The sequence below is a fragment of the Streptomyces sp. NPDC048171 genome (assembly GCF_043202655.1).
Taxonomy (GTDB): domain Bacteria; phylum Actinomycetota; class Actinomycetes; order Streptomycetales; family Streptomycetaceae; genus Streptomyces.
The window spans coordinates 262,247-277,296 of record NZ_JBIDAU010000004.1; the positions used below are offsets into that span (position 1 = coordinate 262,247).

General features: G+C 74.0%; 13 protein-coding genes. 4 read left to right on the plus strand and 9 right to left on the minus strand.

Translation table 11 applies throughout. The features are described 5' to 3' along the window. Window positions 1-45: 45 nt before the first annotated feature. Window positions 46-1,245: an NAD(P)/FAD-dependent oxidoreductase gene (locus ACGF3J_RS12985; RefSeq protein ID WP_161329191.1), complete on the minus strand. Its 1,200-nt coding sequence runs from the start codon at window positions 1,243-1,245 to the stop codon at window positions 46-48. Between the two features lie 99 nt (window positions 1,246-1,344). Between ACGF3J_RS12985 and ACGF3J_RS12990 the strand changes: the two genes are divergently transcribed. Continuing rightward, a complete protein-coding gene (locus tag ACGF3J_RS12990; RefSeq protein ID WP_161329192.1) occupies window positions 1,345-1,956 on the plus strand; it encodes a GNAT family N-acetyltransferase in 612 nt (203 codons plus the stop codon). 391 nt (window positions 1,957-2,347) lie between these two features. Here the strand turns inward: ACGF3J_RS12990 and ACGF3J_RS12995 are convergent, their stop codons facing one another. The 3 genes from ACGF3J_RS12995 to ACGF3J_RS13005 form a co-directional block, all read right to left on the minus strand. Next, window positions 2,348-3,016 carry a pyridoxal 5'-phosphate synthase gene (locus ACGF3J_RS12995; protein WP_161329193.1) on the minus strand — a complete coding sequence of 223 codons (669 nt, stop codon included), beginning with the start codon at window positions 3,014-3,016 and terminating at the stop codon, window positions 2,348-2,350. Further along, entirely contained in the window at window positions 3,013-3,438 is a 426-nt protein-coding gene (locus ACGF3J_RS13000; protein ID WP_161329194.1) for a pyridoxamine 5'-phosphate oxidase family protein, read from the minus strand. The genes ACGF3J_RS12995 and ACGF3J_RS13000 overlap by 4 nt, the downstream gene beginning before the upstream one ends. 292 nt (window positions 3,439-3,730) lie before the next feature. Next, on the minus strand, window positions 3,731-4,366 hold the full coding sequence (locus ACGF3J_RS13005) for a TetR/AcrR family transcriptional regulator (protein ID WP_161329198.1): 636 nt from the start codon (window positions 4,364-4,366) through the stop codon (window positions 3,731-3,733). A 151-nt stretch (window positions 4,367-4,517) separates the two neighbouring features. On the opposite strand from ACGF3J_RS13005, the gene ACGF3J_RS13010 reads away from it, so the two are divergent. After that, on the plus strand, window positions 4,518-5,300 hold the full coding sequence (locus ACGF3J_RS13010; protein WP_393854126.1) for a VOC family protein: 783 nt from the start codon (window positions 4,518-4,520) through the stop codon (window positions 5,298-5,300). A gap of 193 nt (window positions 5,301-5,493) precedes the next feature. Further along, complete coding sequence (locus ACGF3J_RS13015) at window positions 5,494-7,893, plus strand: PQQ-binding-like beta-propeller repeat protein (RefSeq protein WP_386934096.1); 2,400 nt, start codon at window positions 5,494-5,496, stop codon at window positions 7,891-7,893. 12 nt (window positions 7,894-7,905) lie between these two features. Here the strand turns inward: ACGF3J_RS13015 and ACGF3J_RS13020 are convergent, their stop codons facing one another. From ACGF3J_RS13020 to ACGF3J_RS13035, 4 genes are all read right to left on the minus strand, one after another. Then, entirely contained in the window at window positions 7,906-8,646 is a 741-nt protein-coding gene (locus ACGF3J_RS13020; RefSeq protein ID WP_393854127.1) for a class I SAM-dependent DNA methyltransferase, read from the minus strand. 110 nt (window positions 8,647-8,756) lie between these two features. Beyond that, entirely contained in the window at window positions 8,757-8,942 is a 186-nt protein-coding gene (locus ACGF3J_RS13025; RefSeq protein WP_393854128.1) for a hypothetical protein, read from the minus strand. 200 nt (window positions 8,943-9,142) lie between these two features. Continuing rightward, entirely contained in the window at window positions 9,143-12,121 is a 2,979-nt protein-coding gene (locus tag ACGF3J_RS13030; protein ID WP_393854129.1) for a BTAD domain-containing putative transcriptional regulator, read from the minus strand. 93 nt (window positions 12,122-12,214) lie between these two features. Then, entirely contained in the window at window positions 12,215-12,640 is a 426-nt protein-coding gene (locus ACGF3J_RS13035; protein WP_161329554.1) for a nitroreductase/quinone reductase family protein, read from the minus strand. Between the two features lie 96 nt (window positions 12,641-12,736). Here ACGF3J_RS13035 and ACGF3J_RS13040 point away from each other — a divergent pair, with 96 nt between their 5' ends. Further along, the gene (locus ACGF3J_RS13040) at window positions 12,737-13,525 is read left to right on the plus strand and encodes an endonuclease/exonuclease/phosphatase family protein (protein ID WP_161329555.1); all 789 of its coding nucleotides are present in this window, start codon (window positions 12,737-12,739) and stop codon (window positions 13,523-13,525) included. 6 nt (window positions 13,526-13,531) lie between these two features. Here the strand turns inward: ACGF3J_RS13040 and ACGF3J_RS13045 are convergent, their stop codons facing one another. Next, entirely contained in the window at window positions 13,532-15,049 is a 1,518-nt protein-coding gene (locus tag ACGF3J_RS13045) for a CehA/McbA family metallohydrolase (RefSeq protein WP_161329556.1), read from the minus strand. Window position 15,050: the final 1 nt, after the last annotated feature.

The following is a 15,050-nucleotide window of genomic DNA, read 5'->3' on the forward strand; positions in this document are numbered from 1 at the left end:
GCGGGGGAGGCCGGCAAGCGTCGGTGGCCGCCCGGCCCTCACTCCTCAGCCGGGCAGCCGGGACACCCGGTCCGCCTCGCGCTTCGTCACCGCCTTGGCGATGCGTTCCGCGTCGATCGCCAGTTCGCGGAGCATGCCGCTGATCGGGTTGGTGAAGCCCGTGAAGTACAGGCCGGGGGCGTCGGGCGGGGTGCCGGCGCCGCGTGCGAGCGGTCTGCCGCGGTCGTCGAGGACGTCGAGGTGGCCGACCAGGCCCTCCAGGCCCCGCCGGTACCCTGTGGCCGCGATCACCGCGTCGGGGGCGAGGCGGGTGCCGTCGGCCAGGAGGATCTTGCCGTCCTCGAAGCCGTCCACCGCGGCGACGACCTCCACCCGGCCGCCGCGCACCGCGTCGATCAGGCCCACGTCCTGCACCGGGATGGCACCCTCGGCCACCCGGCTGTAGAGCCCGGTGCCGGGCCGCGGCAGCCCCTGTGCCGACAGGTCGGGCACGCTGATCCGGGCCAGCGGACGGGCGAGCCGGTCCACCAGCGCGACCGGCAGCCGCCGGCACAGGACGCCGGTGTACTGGGCCGCCCACCCGGCGGTCGAGCGGCGGACGATGTGCGGCGCCGTGCGCACGGCGAGCCGGACCCGGGAGGCGCCGCCCTCCACCAGGTCCACGGCTATCTCGGCACCGGTGTTGCCGACCCCGACGACCAGGACGTCCCGGCCCGCGTACGGGGTCGCGTCGCGGTACTCGGAGGCGTGCCGGAACTCGCCGGTGTACGTGTCCCGGCCGGGCCAGTCCGGCACGCGCGGGGTGTGGTTGAAGCCGGTGGCGACCACGACCGCGGCCCCGGTCAGCTCGCGTCCTCCGGAGGCGTGCAGCAGCCAGCCGCCGCCGGACGCCCGCTCGACGCGGAAGACCTCCACACCGGTGACGATCTCCAGCTGGTGGTACTCGACGTACTTCTCCAGGTAGCGCACGACGTCGTCGCGGGACACCCACCGCCCGAACCTGCGCGGCATCGCGAGGCCGGGCAGCGCGGACAGGCGCCGGGTGGTGTGCAGCCGCAGCCGGTCGTAGTGGCGCCGCCACGAGTCGCCGACGTGTTCGGCGCGCTCCAGGACCACCGCCCGCAGCCCGCGGGCGCGTAGTGCCTGGGCGACGGCGAGGCCGCCGGGACCCGCGCCTATGACGTACACGGGGCGGTCCGCGGGGTGTGCGGGCTGCGGTTCAGCGGACGCTGTGGAGTCGGCCATGCGGCGAGCGTAATCGCGCTCCGGGTTGATGGGTCTCGGTCAAGACCGGAATCGGTTGCGGATCGGTCACGACCGCCGCGGGTCCGCTTCAATGGCCGGATGGCCCACACACGTACGAACGCCCTCGACCCCTCTCCGACCGAACCCCGCGGACACGGTCTGCGCCTGCGCTCCTGGGACCCGGACTCCGACGCCGACGTGGAGGCGTGGCTCCGCGGCTGCCTGGACCCCGAGTTCCAGCGCTGGAACACCCCGCTCAAGCTGTGGACCGACCTCGCGGGGGCCCGCGAGTCGATGCGCGCCCGGGCCCGGGACGAGGCGGACGGCAGATCGGTGTCCTTCCGCGTCACGGACGCGGAGAGCGGGGCGACGCTGGGGCACATGGGCGTCAACGAGATCAGCCGCCCGATGAAGGTGGCCCGGGTCGGCTACTGGGTGCTCCCCGAGGCCCGCGGCCGGGGCGTCGCCGTCCGCTCCCTGCTGCTCGCCTCGCGCTGGGCCTTCGCCGAACTCGGCCTGCACCGCCTGGAACTGGGCCACGCGGTGGGCCACGACGCCTCCTGCCGCATCGCGGAGAAGTGCGGCTACCCCGGCGAGGGCACGCTGCGCGAGGCCATGTTCCAGACCGGCCGCCACGACCGTTTCCGCGACGTACACCTCCACGCCCGTATCGCCACGGACGCGGAACCGCCGGCACCGGCGTCACGCTGACGGACGCCGGACGCGGGGCAGGCGAGCCGCTCCGTGGGGGAGCCCGGGGCGCGCCTCACGCCCGCGGCGGCTTCGGCGTTCTGCGCCTGTAGGCGCCGAGGGGGTCCTGCGGCGGCTTCGGCGTCCCCCGCCTGCCGTGGGCGGGGGTATCCCGCGGCCACGGCCGCTCCGGCGCGCCGTGCCTGTAGTCGCCGGGGCGTCTCGGGGCTCGTGCCTGCGGGGCGCCGAGGGGGTCCCGCGGCGGCTTCGGCGTCCCGCGCGTGCCGTGGGCGGGGGTATCCCGCGGCCACGGCCGCTCCGGCGCCCCGTGCCTGCAGTTGTCGGGGCGTCCCCGGGGCTCGTGCCTGCGGTCGGTCCGGCGCCCCGCCGCACACGCCGGCCCGGCCCCCGCTCACGGCCACAGCAGCCGCTGATGCCAGCCCGCCTCGTCCTCCGTGCGCCGGTAGGCGAGGCGTACGTGGCGTCTGTGGGGCTCGCCCTGGAAGAACTCCACCTCGTGCGGGCGGAGGCGGTACAGGGTCCAGGTCGGGGCGGGGGCCGTCGGTTGGCGGGCGGCGCGCTGCCAGGCCGCCTCCGAGGCGCGGGTCAGCTCGTCCGGCGAGTCCAGCTCCGCGCTCTGCCTGCCGGTGAGGGCCGCCGCCAGCGCGCCGGTCGACCGCGCGTGCAGGTCGGCCATCGCCTCCTCGGCCGGGGCCGCGGCGACCGGGCCTCGCACCCGCACCTGGCGGCCCAGCACCGGCCAGTAGAAGGCGAGCGCGGCATACGGGCGCCCGGCCAGCTGGCGGCCCTTGCGGCTGTCGGCGTGCGTGGCGAAGGACCAGCCGCCCGCGTCCGCGCCGTGCAGCATCACGATGCGTACGTCGGGCAGCCCGTCGGCGTCGGACGTCGCCAGCGACACGGTGTGCGGCTCGGTCTGGCCGGCGGCCACCGCCTCCGCGAACCAGCGCGCGAACAGGTCCACGGGGTCGCCGGGAGCGCCGGACGGGTCGAAGGGCGGCAGCTCGGTGACCGCGGGGTCCCACACCCGCAGCGACCGCAGCAGCTCGTGGACGCTCGTCACACCGAGCCGAGGTCGGAGGAGACCCAGCGCTCGGGCCGCATCCGCACGATGACCTGCTCGCCGTGGTTCGCCGAGGCGAAGGCGACGTAGCCGTCGACCTTCTCGGCGGGGAGGTAGCGGGCGGAGATCTCCCGCAGGTTCTCCTCGGTGGCGGGGACCGTGTCCACGACCGGCCCCTCCACGGACACGTAACGGATGGTGGGCTCCAGCCGGTCGACCATCAGCGAGAACCGGCCGGCGGCGCGGATCCGCTGGTTCTTGCGGCTGTCGAGCCCGGTCATGATCCACACGTCGCCGCCAGGTTCGTACTGGTACCAGATCGGCACGGTCAGCGGAGCGCGGCCGGCTTCCGCGTCGACCGCGAGCGCGGCGATGTGCGGTTCGGCCAGGAACTTCTCACGCTCTTCGCGGGTCAGGGCCATCGTGGTCTCCTCCAGCGGTTACGGGCGTCGGCGTTGAGCACAACACCGGCCGGGTGCGGGGCTGTTCCCCGATCCTGGCCGTCGCGGGGCCGAACTGCGAGGCGTCGTTCGTCGTGTCGGTGCGGCCTGGCGCGGAGGGCGCCTGGCGCGGGACACGGTCGCCGAGTTCGGGCGGGCGGTCGGCGGGCGGGGCTGGTGGGGTGGTGCCGGAGGCGCGGCGAAGTGGTGGAGCGGTGGAGCTGACGGGCCTGGTACCTGGTACCCGGCGTACTGCCCGGCGTACTGCTTCCTGCTACTTCGTGGGCTTCTTGCCGGTGACGCCCAGGTACATCAACAGCGCCAGATTCGGCTTGAGTTCGGCCTGCTTGACGCCCCAGGAGGAGAAGCCCTTCTGGTGGGAGGCGACGGCCGCGAGCATCACGACCAGGGAACCCGCGATCGCCGCGGGGTTCACGTCCTTGTCGACCTTGCCCTTGGCCTGGAGGTCGGCGACGGAGTCCGCGAGGGAGGAGTTCACCGAGTTGAGGATCTTCATACGGATCTTGGAGAAACGTTTATCCCCTTCGGCCGCACCGAGATCGATCACGCGGAGAATCGCGTCGTTCTTCCGCCAGAACTCCATGAATCCGTCGACGAGTTCCTGCGCCGTGTGCCAGCCGGCCTTGCCGACCCACGAACGGCCCGCCGTCAGCCCGGCCAGCGAAGTGGTCTCGGCGGCCACGGTCTCGGCGATCTCCAGAACGGCGCCCTCGACGTCCGGGAAGTACTGGTAGAAGGTCGCGGGCGAGGTGCCGGCCTTGCGGGCGACATCGATGACTTTGACATCGCGATAGGGGGAGGAGCTGAGCATTTCGCTGAGGCAGTCGAGCAGTTTCTGCCGGGTCGCCTGCCCACGTCGACCGGCCACGCGGCCGTCGACGGTACGCACTTGTCCTGTCATGCCGTCAGCTTACCGACGGGCGTTCCGAGCGCGATTCGGCCGACTGCAAATGGGGTGCGAGGGCCCGAGAGGCCCTTTGGGCCGAGAGATGCTGGTGCGCCGGTCTGCGCGGTGCGGGCGACGCGGCTACGTTGACGGCATGGCTGAAAACGGGGCATCCGAGAAGAGGGCGACAGCCCGTCCGTCAGACCGCCCGGAGGGCACCGACCGCCCGGAGGGCGCAGACCGCCCGGAGGGCACCCCCTGCTGGGTGGAGGCCCAGCTCTCCGACGTCGAGGCGGGCAGGCGCTTCTACGGCGAGCTGTTCGGCTGGACCTTCGAGGAGACGACGGAGTCACTGCGGGCCTCCCTGGACGGTGAGCCCGTCGCCGGTCTCGTCCGCAAGTCGGACGGCCGGATGCCCACCGTCTGGACCGTGTACTTCCACACCCCGGACGCCCGCGCGCTCGCCGCGCGGATCCGGGAGTCCGGCGGTCAGGTCGTCACCCCGCCCCACGAGGTCGGCGACCTGGGCACCAGCGCCCTCGCCGCCGATCCCGAGGGTGCCGTCTTCGCGCTCTGGGAGCCGGACGGCCACCCCGGCTTCGGGCGCCGGCACGAGCCCGGCACCTTCGCCTGGGCCGAGCTGTACGCCCGCGACACCGACGCCGCGAACGCCTTCTACGGCGACCTGTTCCGTGACGCCCTCTTCGGCCCCGACGCCGACCCCGACTTCGGCCGCGCCCCGGTCTCCGGCGTCTTCCCCGCCGAGATGCCACCGCACTTCCTCGTCCACTTCCTGGTCCAGGAAGTCGAGGCCGCCCTCGGGACGGTGGCCCGGCTCGGCGGCCGGGTGCGGGTCCCGCCCTTCGAGACGTCGTACGGGAGGGCGGCGGTGGTCTCGGACGGCCAGGGGGCGTCGTTCGCGCTGCTCCAGCGCTGAGCGGGGGCCCGGCGGCGGAGTCCCGGCGCCCGGGATATGGCGAGACACCCCGATTGTCCCCAGGTTCGCCACCAGCGCCTCGGGCAGGAAGAATCGGGGTGCGTGGCGCCACGCAGGTGCGGTGGTGAGACGCTGCACTTCGGTCGCGTACATAAGTGGGTGGCGCGGCCCGTACGGGGAGGTGGGCAGGCAAGTGGTGGATCAGCTGATGCAGCACGATCCGCGGCGGATCGGGCCGTTCGAGGTGCTGGGCCGGCTCGGGGCCGGCGGCATGGGGCTGGTCTTCCTCGCGCGCTCGGCGTCCGGGCGGCGCGTGGCGATCAAGACGGTGCGCACGGAACTGGCGGAGGACCAGCTGTTCCGCGTCCGTTTCACGCGCGAGGTGGAGGCGGCCCGCGCGGTCTCCGGCTTCTACACGGCGGCCGTGGTCGACGCCGACCCGCGCGCCGCGGTGCCGTGGCTGGCCACCGCGTACGTCCCCGCACCCTCCCTCGAGGAGATAGTGAACGAGTGCGGGCCGCTCCCGGCCCAGGCGGTGCGCTGGCTGGCGGCGGGCGTCGCGGAGGCGCTCCAGTCGATCCACGGCGCGGGCCTGGTCCACCGCGACCTGAAGCCCTCCAACGTCCTCGTCGTCGAGGACGGCCCCCGCGTGATCGACTTCGGCATCGCGTCCGGCGTCTCGAACACACGTCTGACCATGACGAACGTCGCCGTCGGCACCCCCGCCTACATGTCCCCGGAGCAGGCGAAGGACTCCCGCAGCGTCACCGGCGCCAGCGACGTGTTCTCGCTCGGCTCGATGCTGGTCTTCGCCGCCACCGGGCACCCGCCGTTCCACGGGGCCAACCCGGTCGAGACCGTCTTCATGCTGCTGCGCGAGGGCCCCGACCTCGAAGGACTCCCGGACGAGCTGCGTCCGCTCATCGAGTCCTGCATGCAGATGGAGGCCACCGGCCGCCCCAACCCCGCCGACCTCCAGGCCCAGCTCGCCCCGCACCTGTTCGGCTCCGGCTCCGACGACAGCGGTACGGCGTCGGCGTGGCTGCCCGAGCGTGCGGTGGGTCTGATCGAGAGCCGCCGGGGTGGCCGCCCCGCCGCCCGCCCCGCCCCCTCCGGCGGACGCGGACCGGGCCCGTCCGGCGCCCGCCCGGCCGTTCCGGCGCCCCAGCTGCCGCCGCCGCCCGCGCACGACCCCGTCGTACCGGCGCCGCCCACCCGCGGACCGTCCGTCCCGGCGCCCGTCGGCGCGCCCGACGCCGGACCGGTCCGGCTGGCCGGCGGGCAGGTGCCCATCGGCCCCGGACCGCGCGTCGCCGACATGCGCGCCGCCGCCGTCGCGGCACCCCCGCCGGAGTCCGCCCTCACCGCCTCCTGGTCCCGGGTGCGCCCCGGCGTCAACGGCGTCGACCCCGCGCTGCCGGCCGCCCCGCCCGTGCCCACCGCGCCGCCCGAGGCGTCACCGGCCGGCTGGCGCCCCTGGCGCTTCCGCATGTCCAACGACGTCTGGGGCACCCCCCGCGTCGCCGAGGACCTCGTCTACGTCACCTCCTTCGAGGTGCACGCCCTGGACGTGGCCACCGGACGCCGCCGCTTCAAGACCCGGGACGTCGCCTGGTCGATGGCGGTCGCGGACGGCCGTATCCACGCCTCCGACGGCCCGACCCTGTTCGCCCTCGACGCCCGCGAGGGCGGCGACCTCTGGCGCGTCCAGACCGACGCCTGGGTGTACTCCCTCCAGGCCGACCGCGGCACGGTCGTCACCGCCACCCGCGGCGGCGGCGTCCAGGGGTGGGAGGCGTCCGGCGGCCAGAAGCTCTGGGAGATCACCGGCGCCCAGACCGACTTCGAGTCCCCGGAGGCCGGCGCCGCCCTCCACGACGGCACGGTGTACGTCTGGCAGGACGCCCGGCTGCGCGCCCTGGACGCGCGCACCGGCGACGAGAGATGGTCGTACCCGATCGGCGACGCGGCCTCCTGCGGCGGCGTCCCCGTCCGCGTCACCCAGGCACCCGACGGCTACGTCTACGTCGCGGCCGGCACCCGGGTCCTCGCCCTCGAGGTCACCTCCGGCCACGTCCGCTGGCACTTCGAGGCCCCCGCGGTCTTCCTCGCCCCGCCCGCCTTCGTCCCCGGCCCCGCGGTGACCGGCGGCGGCGTCTACCTCGCCGACTACCTCGGCACGGTGTACGCCCTCGACGCCACCGACGGCCGCGACCGCTGGCGCATCGCGACGGAGGCCCGCTCCTCGACCGACCCCGTCCTGGTCGCCGCGGGCCACGTGCACGTGGGCAGCGGCAAGGGCCTCTACACCCTGGACGCGGTCACCGGCACCCCCAAGTGGCGCTTCCAGGCGGGCGGCGACATCGTGGGCGCCCCCGCGGTCGCCGAGGGCCGGATCCACTTCGGCTCCACGGACCACCTGCTGTACACCCTGAAGGCCGACGACGGCCGCCTGCGCTGGAAGCTGGCGACCGGCGGCGAGATCACCGGCTCCCCCGTCGTCCGCGACGGCATCGTCTACGCCTGCAGCAAGGACCGCTGCGTCTACGCCCTCGACGCGGAGAAGGGGACGGGGACGGCCCGGACCACCTGATCCGGGGCGCGCTCAGGCCGGCTTGCGCCAGACGGAGATGTGCTTGCCGGAGTTCTGGACGAACGGCGACCCGTCCCAGTCCGCGACCCGGCGCTCCAGTTCGAGCCCCGCGATCCGGGCCATCAGGTCCAGCTCGGCCGGCCAGGCGTACCGGTGCCGGGAGTTGTCGCGGCGGTACTGGCCGGTGCTCTCGTCGCGGGTGAAGTGGTTCGAGACGAGCATCTGCCCGACCAGGTCGAAGGTGTCGAAACCGAGGTGCCGGTCGGACACGTCGAACGGCACCGCGACCTGACCGGGCGGCAGGCGCCGCAGCGGGGGCACCTCCAGCTCGATGACGAACCGGCCGCCGGGGCGCAGATGGCGTGCGGCGTTGCGGAAGCACTCGACCTGCTCGTCCTGGGTGAGCAGGTTGGAGATCGTGTTGTAGACGAGGTAGACCAGGGCGAATTCGCCGGGGACGACGGTCTTCGCCATGTCCCCGATGCTCACCGGGAGGGTGTCCTCGTCGGCCTTGCACCGCAGCACGGCGGCCATGTGCTCGGACAGTTCGATGCCGGCGACCGGCACGCCGCGTTCACTGAGCGGGACGCCCACGCGGCCGGTTCCGATGGCGAATTCGAGGGCGCGGCCGTCTCCGGCGAGCCCGGCGAGGAAGTCGAGAGTCGGTGCGAGGGCGGCGGCCGAGGAGTTCTCGGCCTCCTCGGCGTCGTAGCGGTCGGCGGTCGCGCGGCTCCACAGCTCACTGCTCGTCACGGGCGGCCACTCTGCCAAGTCGCGGCGCGCGCTGTCGACGCATTTTCAACGACCACGGCCGCGGCGGCTCCCCTCCGCGCCGCCGCGGCCGCTCCCCGTGTGGAGAAGGTCTACTCGCCGTCCCGCTTCAGGGCGGGCGGGGTGGGCATGTTGTTGTCCATCGTCTTGATGGCGTCCTTGGCCGGCGGCGCCGGCATGTTGTTGTCCTGCGTGGTGACGGTCTCGTCCGCGGCCGGCGGCGCGGGCATGTTGTTGTCCTGCGGAGTGGCGACCGCTTCTTCCTTCTTGTCGCTCATCTGCTTGCTCCTCTGCGAAGTCGAACGAGTGAGGAAAGCCCGTCCGGTAGCTCCCCCGAGGGCCACCGGACGGGCGTTCGGAGCCGCACACTAACCCGTCGGCTCGCTGGTCACCCGTCTGCCCCCCGACGCGACGGCGTGACAGGAACGAGCGTGACGCAGGGCGATAAACGAATGCTGAACGGCCCTGCTGTCCCGCCTCAGGCCGCCGTCGCGGGCTTCAACAGCGCTCGTACGGCGTCCGCCTCCGGAGAGCCGTTTGCCTCGTAGAGGTTGAGCGCCTCGCGCCAGCACGCCTGTCCCCGGTCCACCTCGCCGAGACCGCTCAGGGAATGCCCGAGGAGTTTCAGGACGTTGCCGCGCATCTGGTCACCGCCGATGCAGCCAAGGGCCAGGGCCTGTTCGGCGTGCTGTGCGGCCGGACCGGGGCGGTGGGCCGCCAGGTGGGTCTCGGCGATCCTGAAGTGGGTGGTGCCCGCCCACAGCCGCTGCCTGTGGTCCACGAAGATGGTCAGGGCCTGCGAGAACTGCGCGAGAGCGTCGATGTGACGGCCGGCCGTCACGTAGGCGACACCGAGGGCGTAGTGACCGTTGGCCAGGCGCATGGTGCTGCCGACCTGCACGTGCACGGCAAGGCCGTTCTGCGCGAACTCGATGGCCTTGGCGGTGTTGCCCATCCCCATGTAGGCACGGGAGAGGTTGCACAGGGCGGTCGCCTCGCACAGGCCATTGCCGGCGGCCCGGAATCCCTCGATGGCTTGGTCGAAGAACACCTTGCCGTCCGAGTAGCGGTGTTGATGCAGGGCGATGAGACCGCAGTCCTGCGCAGCCCAGCTCGCGGCGGTGGGGTCCGCCGCGGCAGACGCCCGCTCCATGGCGAGACGCGCCTCTTCCGAGGCCTGCTGGATACGGCCCGACACCAGCAGGAACCCGGTGAGCGCGATACGCGCCCTGCCCTCCGCGCGGGTGTCCCGCACGGCCTGCGTCGCTTCGCGCATGGCCACGGCCGTCGCCTCGTACTGCCGGGAATTGGCGCCCGACTCCGCCAGATCCCGCGCCGCCCACAGGAGATCGACGGCACGGCGCAGCCTCGCCGTGCCCGCGGCCTGGCGTACACACGCCAGCAGGGCCGACGACTCCGTGTACAGCCAGTCCAGCGCCGCCGGGCCGTCGGCGAAGCGAAGGCCGGGATACTTGGTCACCTCCAAGTGGTCCACCAGCCGATCCCCGGGCCGCTCGATCGCGTACACCCCCGCGGCCGTCGCCAGATAGAAGTCCAGCAACCGCGACAACGCCGCCCCCCGCTCGCTCGGCGGATGCTCGTCCCGTTCCGCGCAGGCACGCGCGTAGAGGCGGACCAGGTCGTGGAAGCGGTAGCGGCCCGGGGCCGCCGATTCCAGGAGGGACGTGTCGACGAGGGACTCCAGGAGGTCCTCCGTGTCCTCCACGGGGAGGTCCAGCACCGCCGCCGCGGCCGCCAGGGAGATGTCCGGGCCGTCGGCCAGGCCGAGGAGGCGGAAGGCGCGGGCCTGGGCGCGCTCCAGCTGGCCGTAGCCCAGCTCGAAGGTGGCCTTGACGGCCAGGTCGCCGGCCTGGAGTTCGTCCAGCCGACGGCGCTCGTCCGCCAGCTTCGCCGCGAGGACCGAGACCGTCCAGGTGCGGCGGGCCGCGAGCCGGGACGCCGCGATGCGGATGGCGAGGGGCAGGAAGCCGCACGCGCCGACCACGTCGAGGGCCGCCTCCCGCTCCGAGGCCACCCGTTCCCGGCCCACGATCTTCGTGAAGAGGGCCAGCGCCTCCTCCGGGGACATCACGTCCAGGTCGACCAGCTGCGCCCCGGCGAGATCCACCATCCGCACCCGCGCCGTCACCAGCGCCGCGCAGCCCTCCGTGCCGGGGAGCAGCGGCCGTACCTGCGCGGCGTCACGGGCGTTGTCGAGGAGGACGAGGACGCGGCGCCCGTCCAGCACGGAGCGGTAGAGGGCGGCGCGCTCCTCCAGGGAGTCGGGGATGGCCGAGTCGGCCGTACCGAGGGCGCGGAGGAACGAGCCCAGCACCGTCTCCGGCTCCGCCGCCCGCGCGCCCGCACCCTGGAGGTCGACGTACAGCTGCCCGTCCGGGAAGGCGGCCCGCGCCTGGTGGGCGACGTGCACGGCGAGGGTGGTCTTGCCGACGCCGCCGATGCCCGCCAGCGCGGAGACCGCCATCACGCGGCCGGAGTTCCCGCCCCCGTCCCCGGAGGCGGAGGACAGTACGTCGCTCAGCTCGCGCACGAAGGCGGCCCGGCCCGTGAAGTCCGGCACCGTGGCCGGGAGTTGCGCCGGACGCACGGGGGACGACACCGTCTCCGCGGCCGGTGCCGACGGTTCGGCGAGGCCGGGGTCGGCCTGGAGGATGCGCTGCTGGAGCTCCTGGAGGCCGGGGCGGGGGTCGACGCCGAGTTCGTCGGCGAGCAGGCGCCGCGTGTCCGCGTAGACCGCGAGGGCCTCCGCCTGGCGGCCGCTGCGGTACAGGGCCAGCATCAGCAGCTCGCGCAGGCGCTCCCGCAGCGGGTGCTCCGCCGTGAGCGCCGTCAGCTCCGACACCGCCTCCGCGTGGCAGCCCTGCTCCAGGTCCATGTCCAGGCAGGTTTCGAGGAGTTGCAGCCGCCACTCCTCCAGGCGGACGCGCTGCGCCTCCGCGTAGGGTCCCGGAACGCCCGCCAGCACCTCGCCGTCCCACAGCGCGAGCGCACGGCGCAGGGTGTCACGGGCGTGGCACAGGTCCCCCGCGCTGCGCGCTTTCTCGGCGTCGACGGCCAGGTCCTGGGCCGTCGCGAGGTCCAGCGCCCCCTCGGCGAGACCCCGTACGGCGTACCCGCCGGACTCGCTCACCAGGACCCCCGGGTCCAGGATCTTTCGCAGCCGGGACGCGTACGTCCGCACCGCCGCCAGCGCCTGCGACGGCGGTTCCTCGCCCCACAGGGCGTCGATCAGTTCGGCCGCCGTCGCCGTGCGGCCCTCGCGGAGCAGCAGCGCGGCCAGCAGCGCGCGCTGCTGCGGGGAGCCGGTGGCCAGCGCCCCCTCGCCCCGCCAGGCCCGCACCGGTCCGAGCACGCCGAACCGGAGCGCGGCCGACCCGTCCGGTTCCGCCGGGGTTCCGGGACGCCGCTGCTCCGGAACCCGCGGTCCACCGTCCATGCCGTCGTCCCCCTAGACATCCTGAGCAACCAGGCCAGTTTGCCTTGTTCATGCCGACCACGTCAGCCGTGGGAGACGCCGATCACAAGGTTCTCACCTGCTGCCCGACCCCTTCCCCTCCAGCTCCACCCGCACCGTCAGCAATCCCGTCCCCACCCCCATCGCCCGTACCGCCAGGCTGTTGAGACGAGGGAGCCGGCGCAGGCGGGCGAGTGGGTCGTCGTCGGGGAGGAGGTGGGCCGTTCCCCGGTGCCAGCGGCCGCGGATGCGTACCCGGACGCGCGGGTCGGCACGGATGTTGCGGACGTACTGGGACCGTTCGCCGAATTCCGAGACCAGCCAGAAGTCGTCGCCGACCCGGCGTCCGCCGACCGGTGTGCGGCGGGGGAGGCCGGAGACGCGGCCGGCGGTCTCGAGGAGGGTCTGGCCGGGCAGTCTGCGTACGACGGTGTTGAGGCGGCGCTGGAAGGCCGTGACGGCCCGGTACTTCTTCTCGGCGCCGGCTTGCTCGGGGGACATCGACATCGTTCGTTCACGCTCCCGTTCGTTGTGTCTCCATGTTCCCGGAAAACCTCAGGGGGACGGGGGCGTGGCGGATGGACGGACGGTGTGGGTGTGCGTGTCGTGACGTGGAACCTGTGGTGGCGGTTCGGGGGGTGGGCGGAGCGGCAGAAGGGGATCCTCGCCGTGCTGCGGGAGTTGCGGCCCGACGTGGTGGGGCTGCAGGAGGTGTGGTGCGACGGCGAGGGGGAGAACGTGGCCGGGTGGCTGGCGCGTGAACTCGGCCTGCACTGGGCCTGGGCGGCCTCCCCGGCGCCCGGACGGTGGCAGCGGCGGATCGGGGACGACACCGTCGGCATCGGCACCGCGGTGCTCAGCCGCCGGCCCGTGGTGGAGAGCGCGGTGCTGCGGCTGCCCGCACCCGCCGAACTCGACGACGGGCGGCAGGCGTTGTACGTCCGTCTGGACGGGCCCGGCCACCAGGTCCCGTTCTTCACCGTGCACCTCAACTCGGGCGCCGGCGCCTCCGAGGTGCGGCGCGCGCAGGTGGCCGCCTTGGTGGACTTCGTCGCCGAGCACCGGCACGGCACCGCCTTCCCGCCCGTCGTCACCGGCGACTTCAACGCCGCCCCCGGCTCGCCCGAGGTCCGTGCGCTGCGGACGGCGGGGCTCCACGACGCCTGGGACCACGCCGCCCCGGGGCTGCCGTCCGCGACCCGGCTCCCGGCGGACCCCGGCACGGACCCCGGGGGGCCTGGGGCCCGGATCGACCACGTGCACGTGGGCCCGCCCGGACCCGGCGGTCTCGGCCGGGTCCGGGCGGTACGGCGGGCCGGCGACCGCCCCGTGGCCGGCGTCCGTCCCTCGGATCACGCGGCGGTCGTCGCCGACCTCGACGAATGAGAGGGGTCAGCGCCCCAGGAACACCGGGTTGGTGAACGCCGCCAGCGCCCCCGGCAGCGGACCGGCAGCCGCCTCGTGCCGTACCTCGGCCCGTACGTACGCCGCGTACGAGGCGGTCGTCCGCCACTCCACGACGCCCGCACCGGACACCGGCAGCGGGTCGCCGGTGAACAGCACCCCCTGGTCGGTGACGAGGCGGACCGTGCAGCGCGGGGCGCCCGTCACCTCCAGGCGGACGGTGACCGGGGTGTCCGGGTCCACGCGCAGCCGCTCTCCGATCCCGGCGTGCTTCCCCCGGCCGCCGGACGCGGTGAAGGCCAGCGACAGCCGCGACGACTCGGCGACGTAGGACCGGCCGGCCCTGATGCCCTCCTGGATCGCCTCCCGCGTCAGGTCGGCGGCGAGGACGACGGTCTGCGGGCGGCCGATGACGTCGGGGGAGCGGTGGGAGTCGCTGCTGCCCATCGCCGGGATCCAGTCCCGGCCGCCGTCCCGTCCCTCCCGCACCGAGGCGACCAGCATGCCGTCCCAGTCGGCGAGCGCCACCTCGTCGTCGGGCGTGTAGGCGCCGTTCCACACCTCGATCGCGTCGGCCTCGCCGAAGCCGAACTTCCAGTTGCAGCCGATGCAGGTGGCGTGCGGGTGGGCCGGGACGACCAGGCCGCCCGCACGGCGGATCTGCCGGGCGAAACGGCCGAAGCGGTTGTCCCGGGCCCGGTAGCGCCAGTCGACGAAGGTGCCGGGGTCGGTGCCGAGGGCGACGACGTGGCCGTTGCGGGTCGTCACCTCCTCGCCGAGCAGGATCAGCAGGTCGTCCCCGGCGAGGTCCGCCCAGTGCGCGTGCGCGGAGTGGGTGTTGTGCTCGGAGGAGTTGATGAAGTCCAGGCCCGCCGCACGGGCCAGCTCCGCGATCTCGGCGAGGGTGTAGCGGCCGTCGGAGTACTCGGAGTGCAGGTGGCAGTCGCCCCGGTACCAGGCGCGGCCCCGCCCCCGGGCCCGCTCGGGCGGGTACACCGGACGAGGGGTCTCGTCCTGCTCGCCGTACGTCAGCGTGATCGTGATCTCGTACGACAGGCCCTGCGGGGCGACCGTGTACGGGCCGAGGGCGACGTGCCAGGTGCCCGGCCGGATCCGTCCCGGGAGGTACCCGGGTGTCGCGTCGTCGGCCCGGACGAAGAACTCCGTGCGCGCCCCGCCGGACCAGCCCCGGAAGCCCCGGCCGCCCAGCTCGGTGCCGCGCTCGTCGAAGAGGCCGATGTCAAGGGCGTTGCCCTGGGTGCCGGCCGGGACGGTGGGACGGTCGTAGGTGTAGGCGACGTGTATCTCGCGCACCCCGGACGGGACTTCGACGGGGACGTGGACGAAGTCGGGGGAGCCGGGTGGCAGGGTGCCGCGCACGGTCCTCCTCCGTTCTTCCCGCGGTGCCGCTGTGGCGAAGCTCACGCTTCCCAACGTAAGCGCGGCGGCGGCTCCCGTCACGAACACCGCGCGTCTGCCGATCCCGGCGTGGTCGTCCTCGCACATG

Excerpts from the sequence above, each read along its gene's own strand:
- ACGF3J_RS13000 (WP_161329194.1), bottom strand. The coding sequence starts at position 3,438 with ATGGCCCTGACCCGCGAAGAGCGTGAGAAGTTCCTGGCCGAACCGCAC.
- ACGF3J_RS13035 (WP_161329554.1), bottom strand. The coding sequence starts at position 12,640 with ATGTCCCCCGAGCAAGCCGGCGCCGAGAAGAAGTACCGGGCCGTCACG.
- ACGF3J_RS12985 (WP_161329191.1), bottom strand. The coding sequence starts at position 1,245 with ATGGCCGACTCCACAGCGTCCGCTGAACCGCAGCCCGCACACCCCGCG.
- ACGF3J_RS13030 (WP_393854129.1), bottom strand. The coding sequence starts at position 12,121 with ATGGACGGTGGACCGCGGGTTCCGGAGCAGCGGCGTCCCGGAACCCCG.
- ACGF3J_RS13025 (WP_393854128.1), bottom strand. The coding sequence starts at position 8,942 with ATGAGCGACAAGAAGGAAGAAGCGGTCGCCACTCCGCAGGACAACAAC.
- ACGF3J_RS12990 (WP_161329192.1), top strand. The coding sequence starts at position 1,345 with ATGGCCCACACACGTACGAACGCCCTCGACCCCTCTCCGACCGAACCC.
- ACGF3J_RS13045 (WP_161329556.1), bottom strand. The coding sequence starts at position 15,049 with ATGTGCGAGGACGACCACGCCGGGATCGGCAGACGCGCGGTGTTCGTG.
- ACGF3J_RS13010 (WP_393854126.1), top strand. The coding sequence starts at position 4,518 with ATGGCTGAAAACGGGGCATCCGAGAAGAGGGCGACAGCCCGTCCGTCA.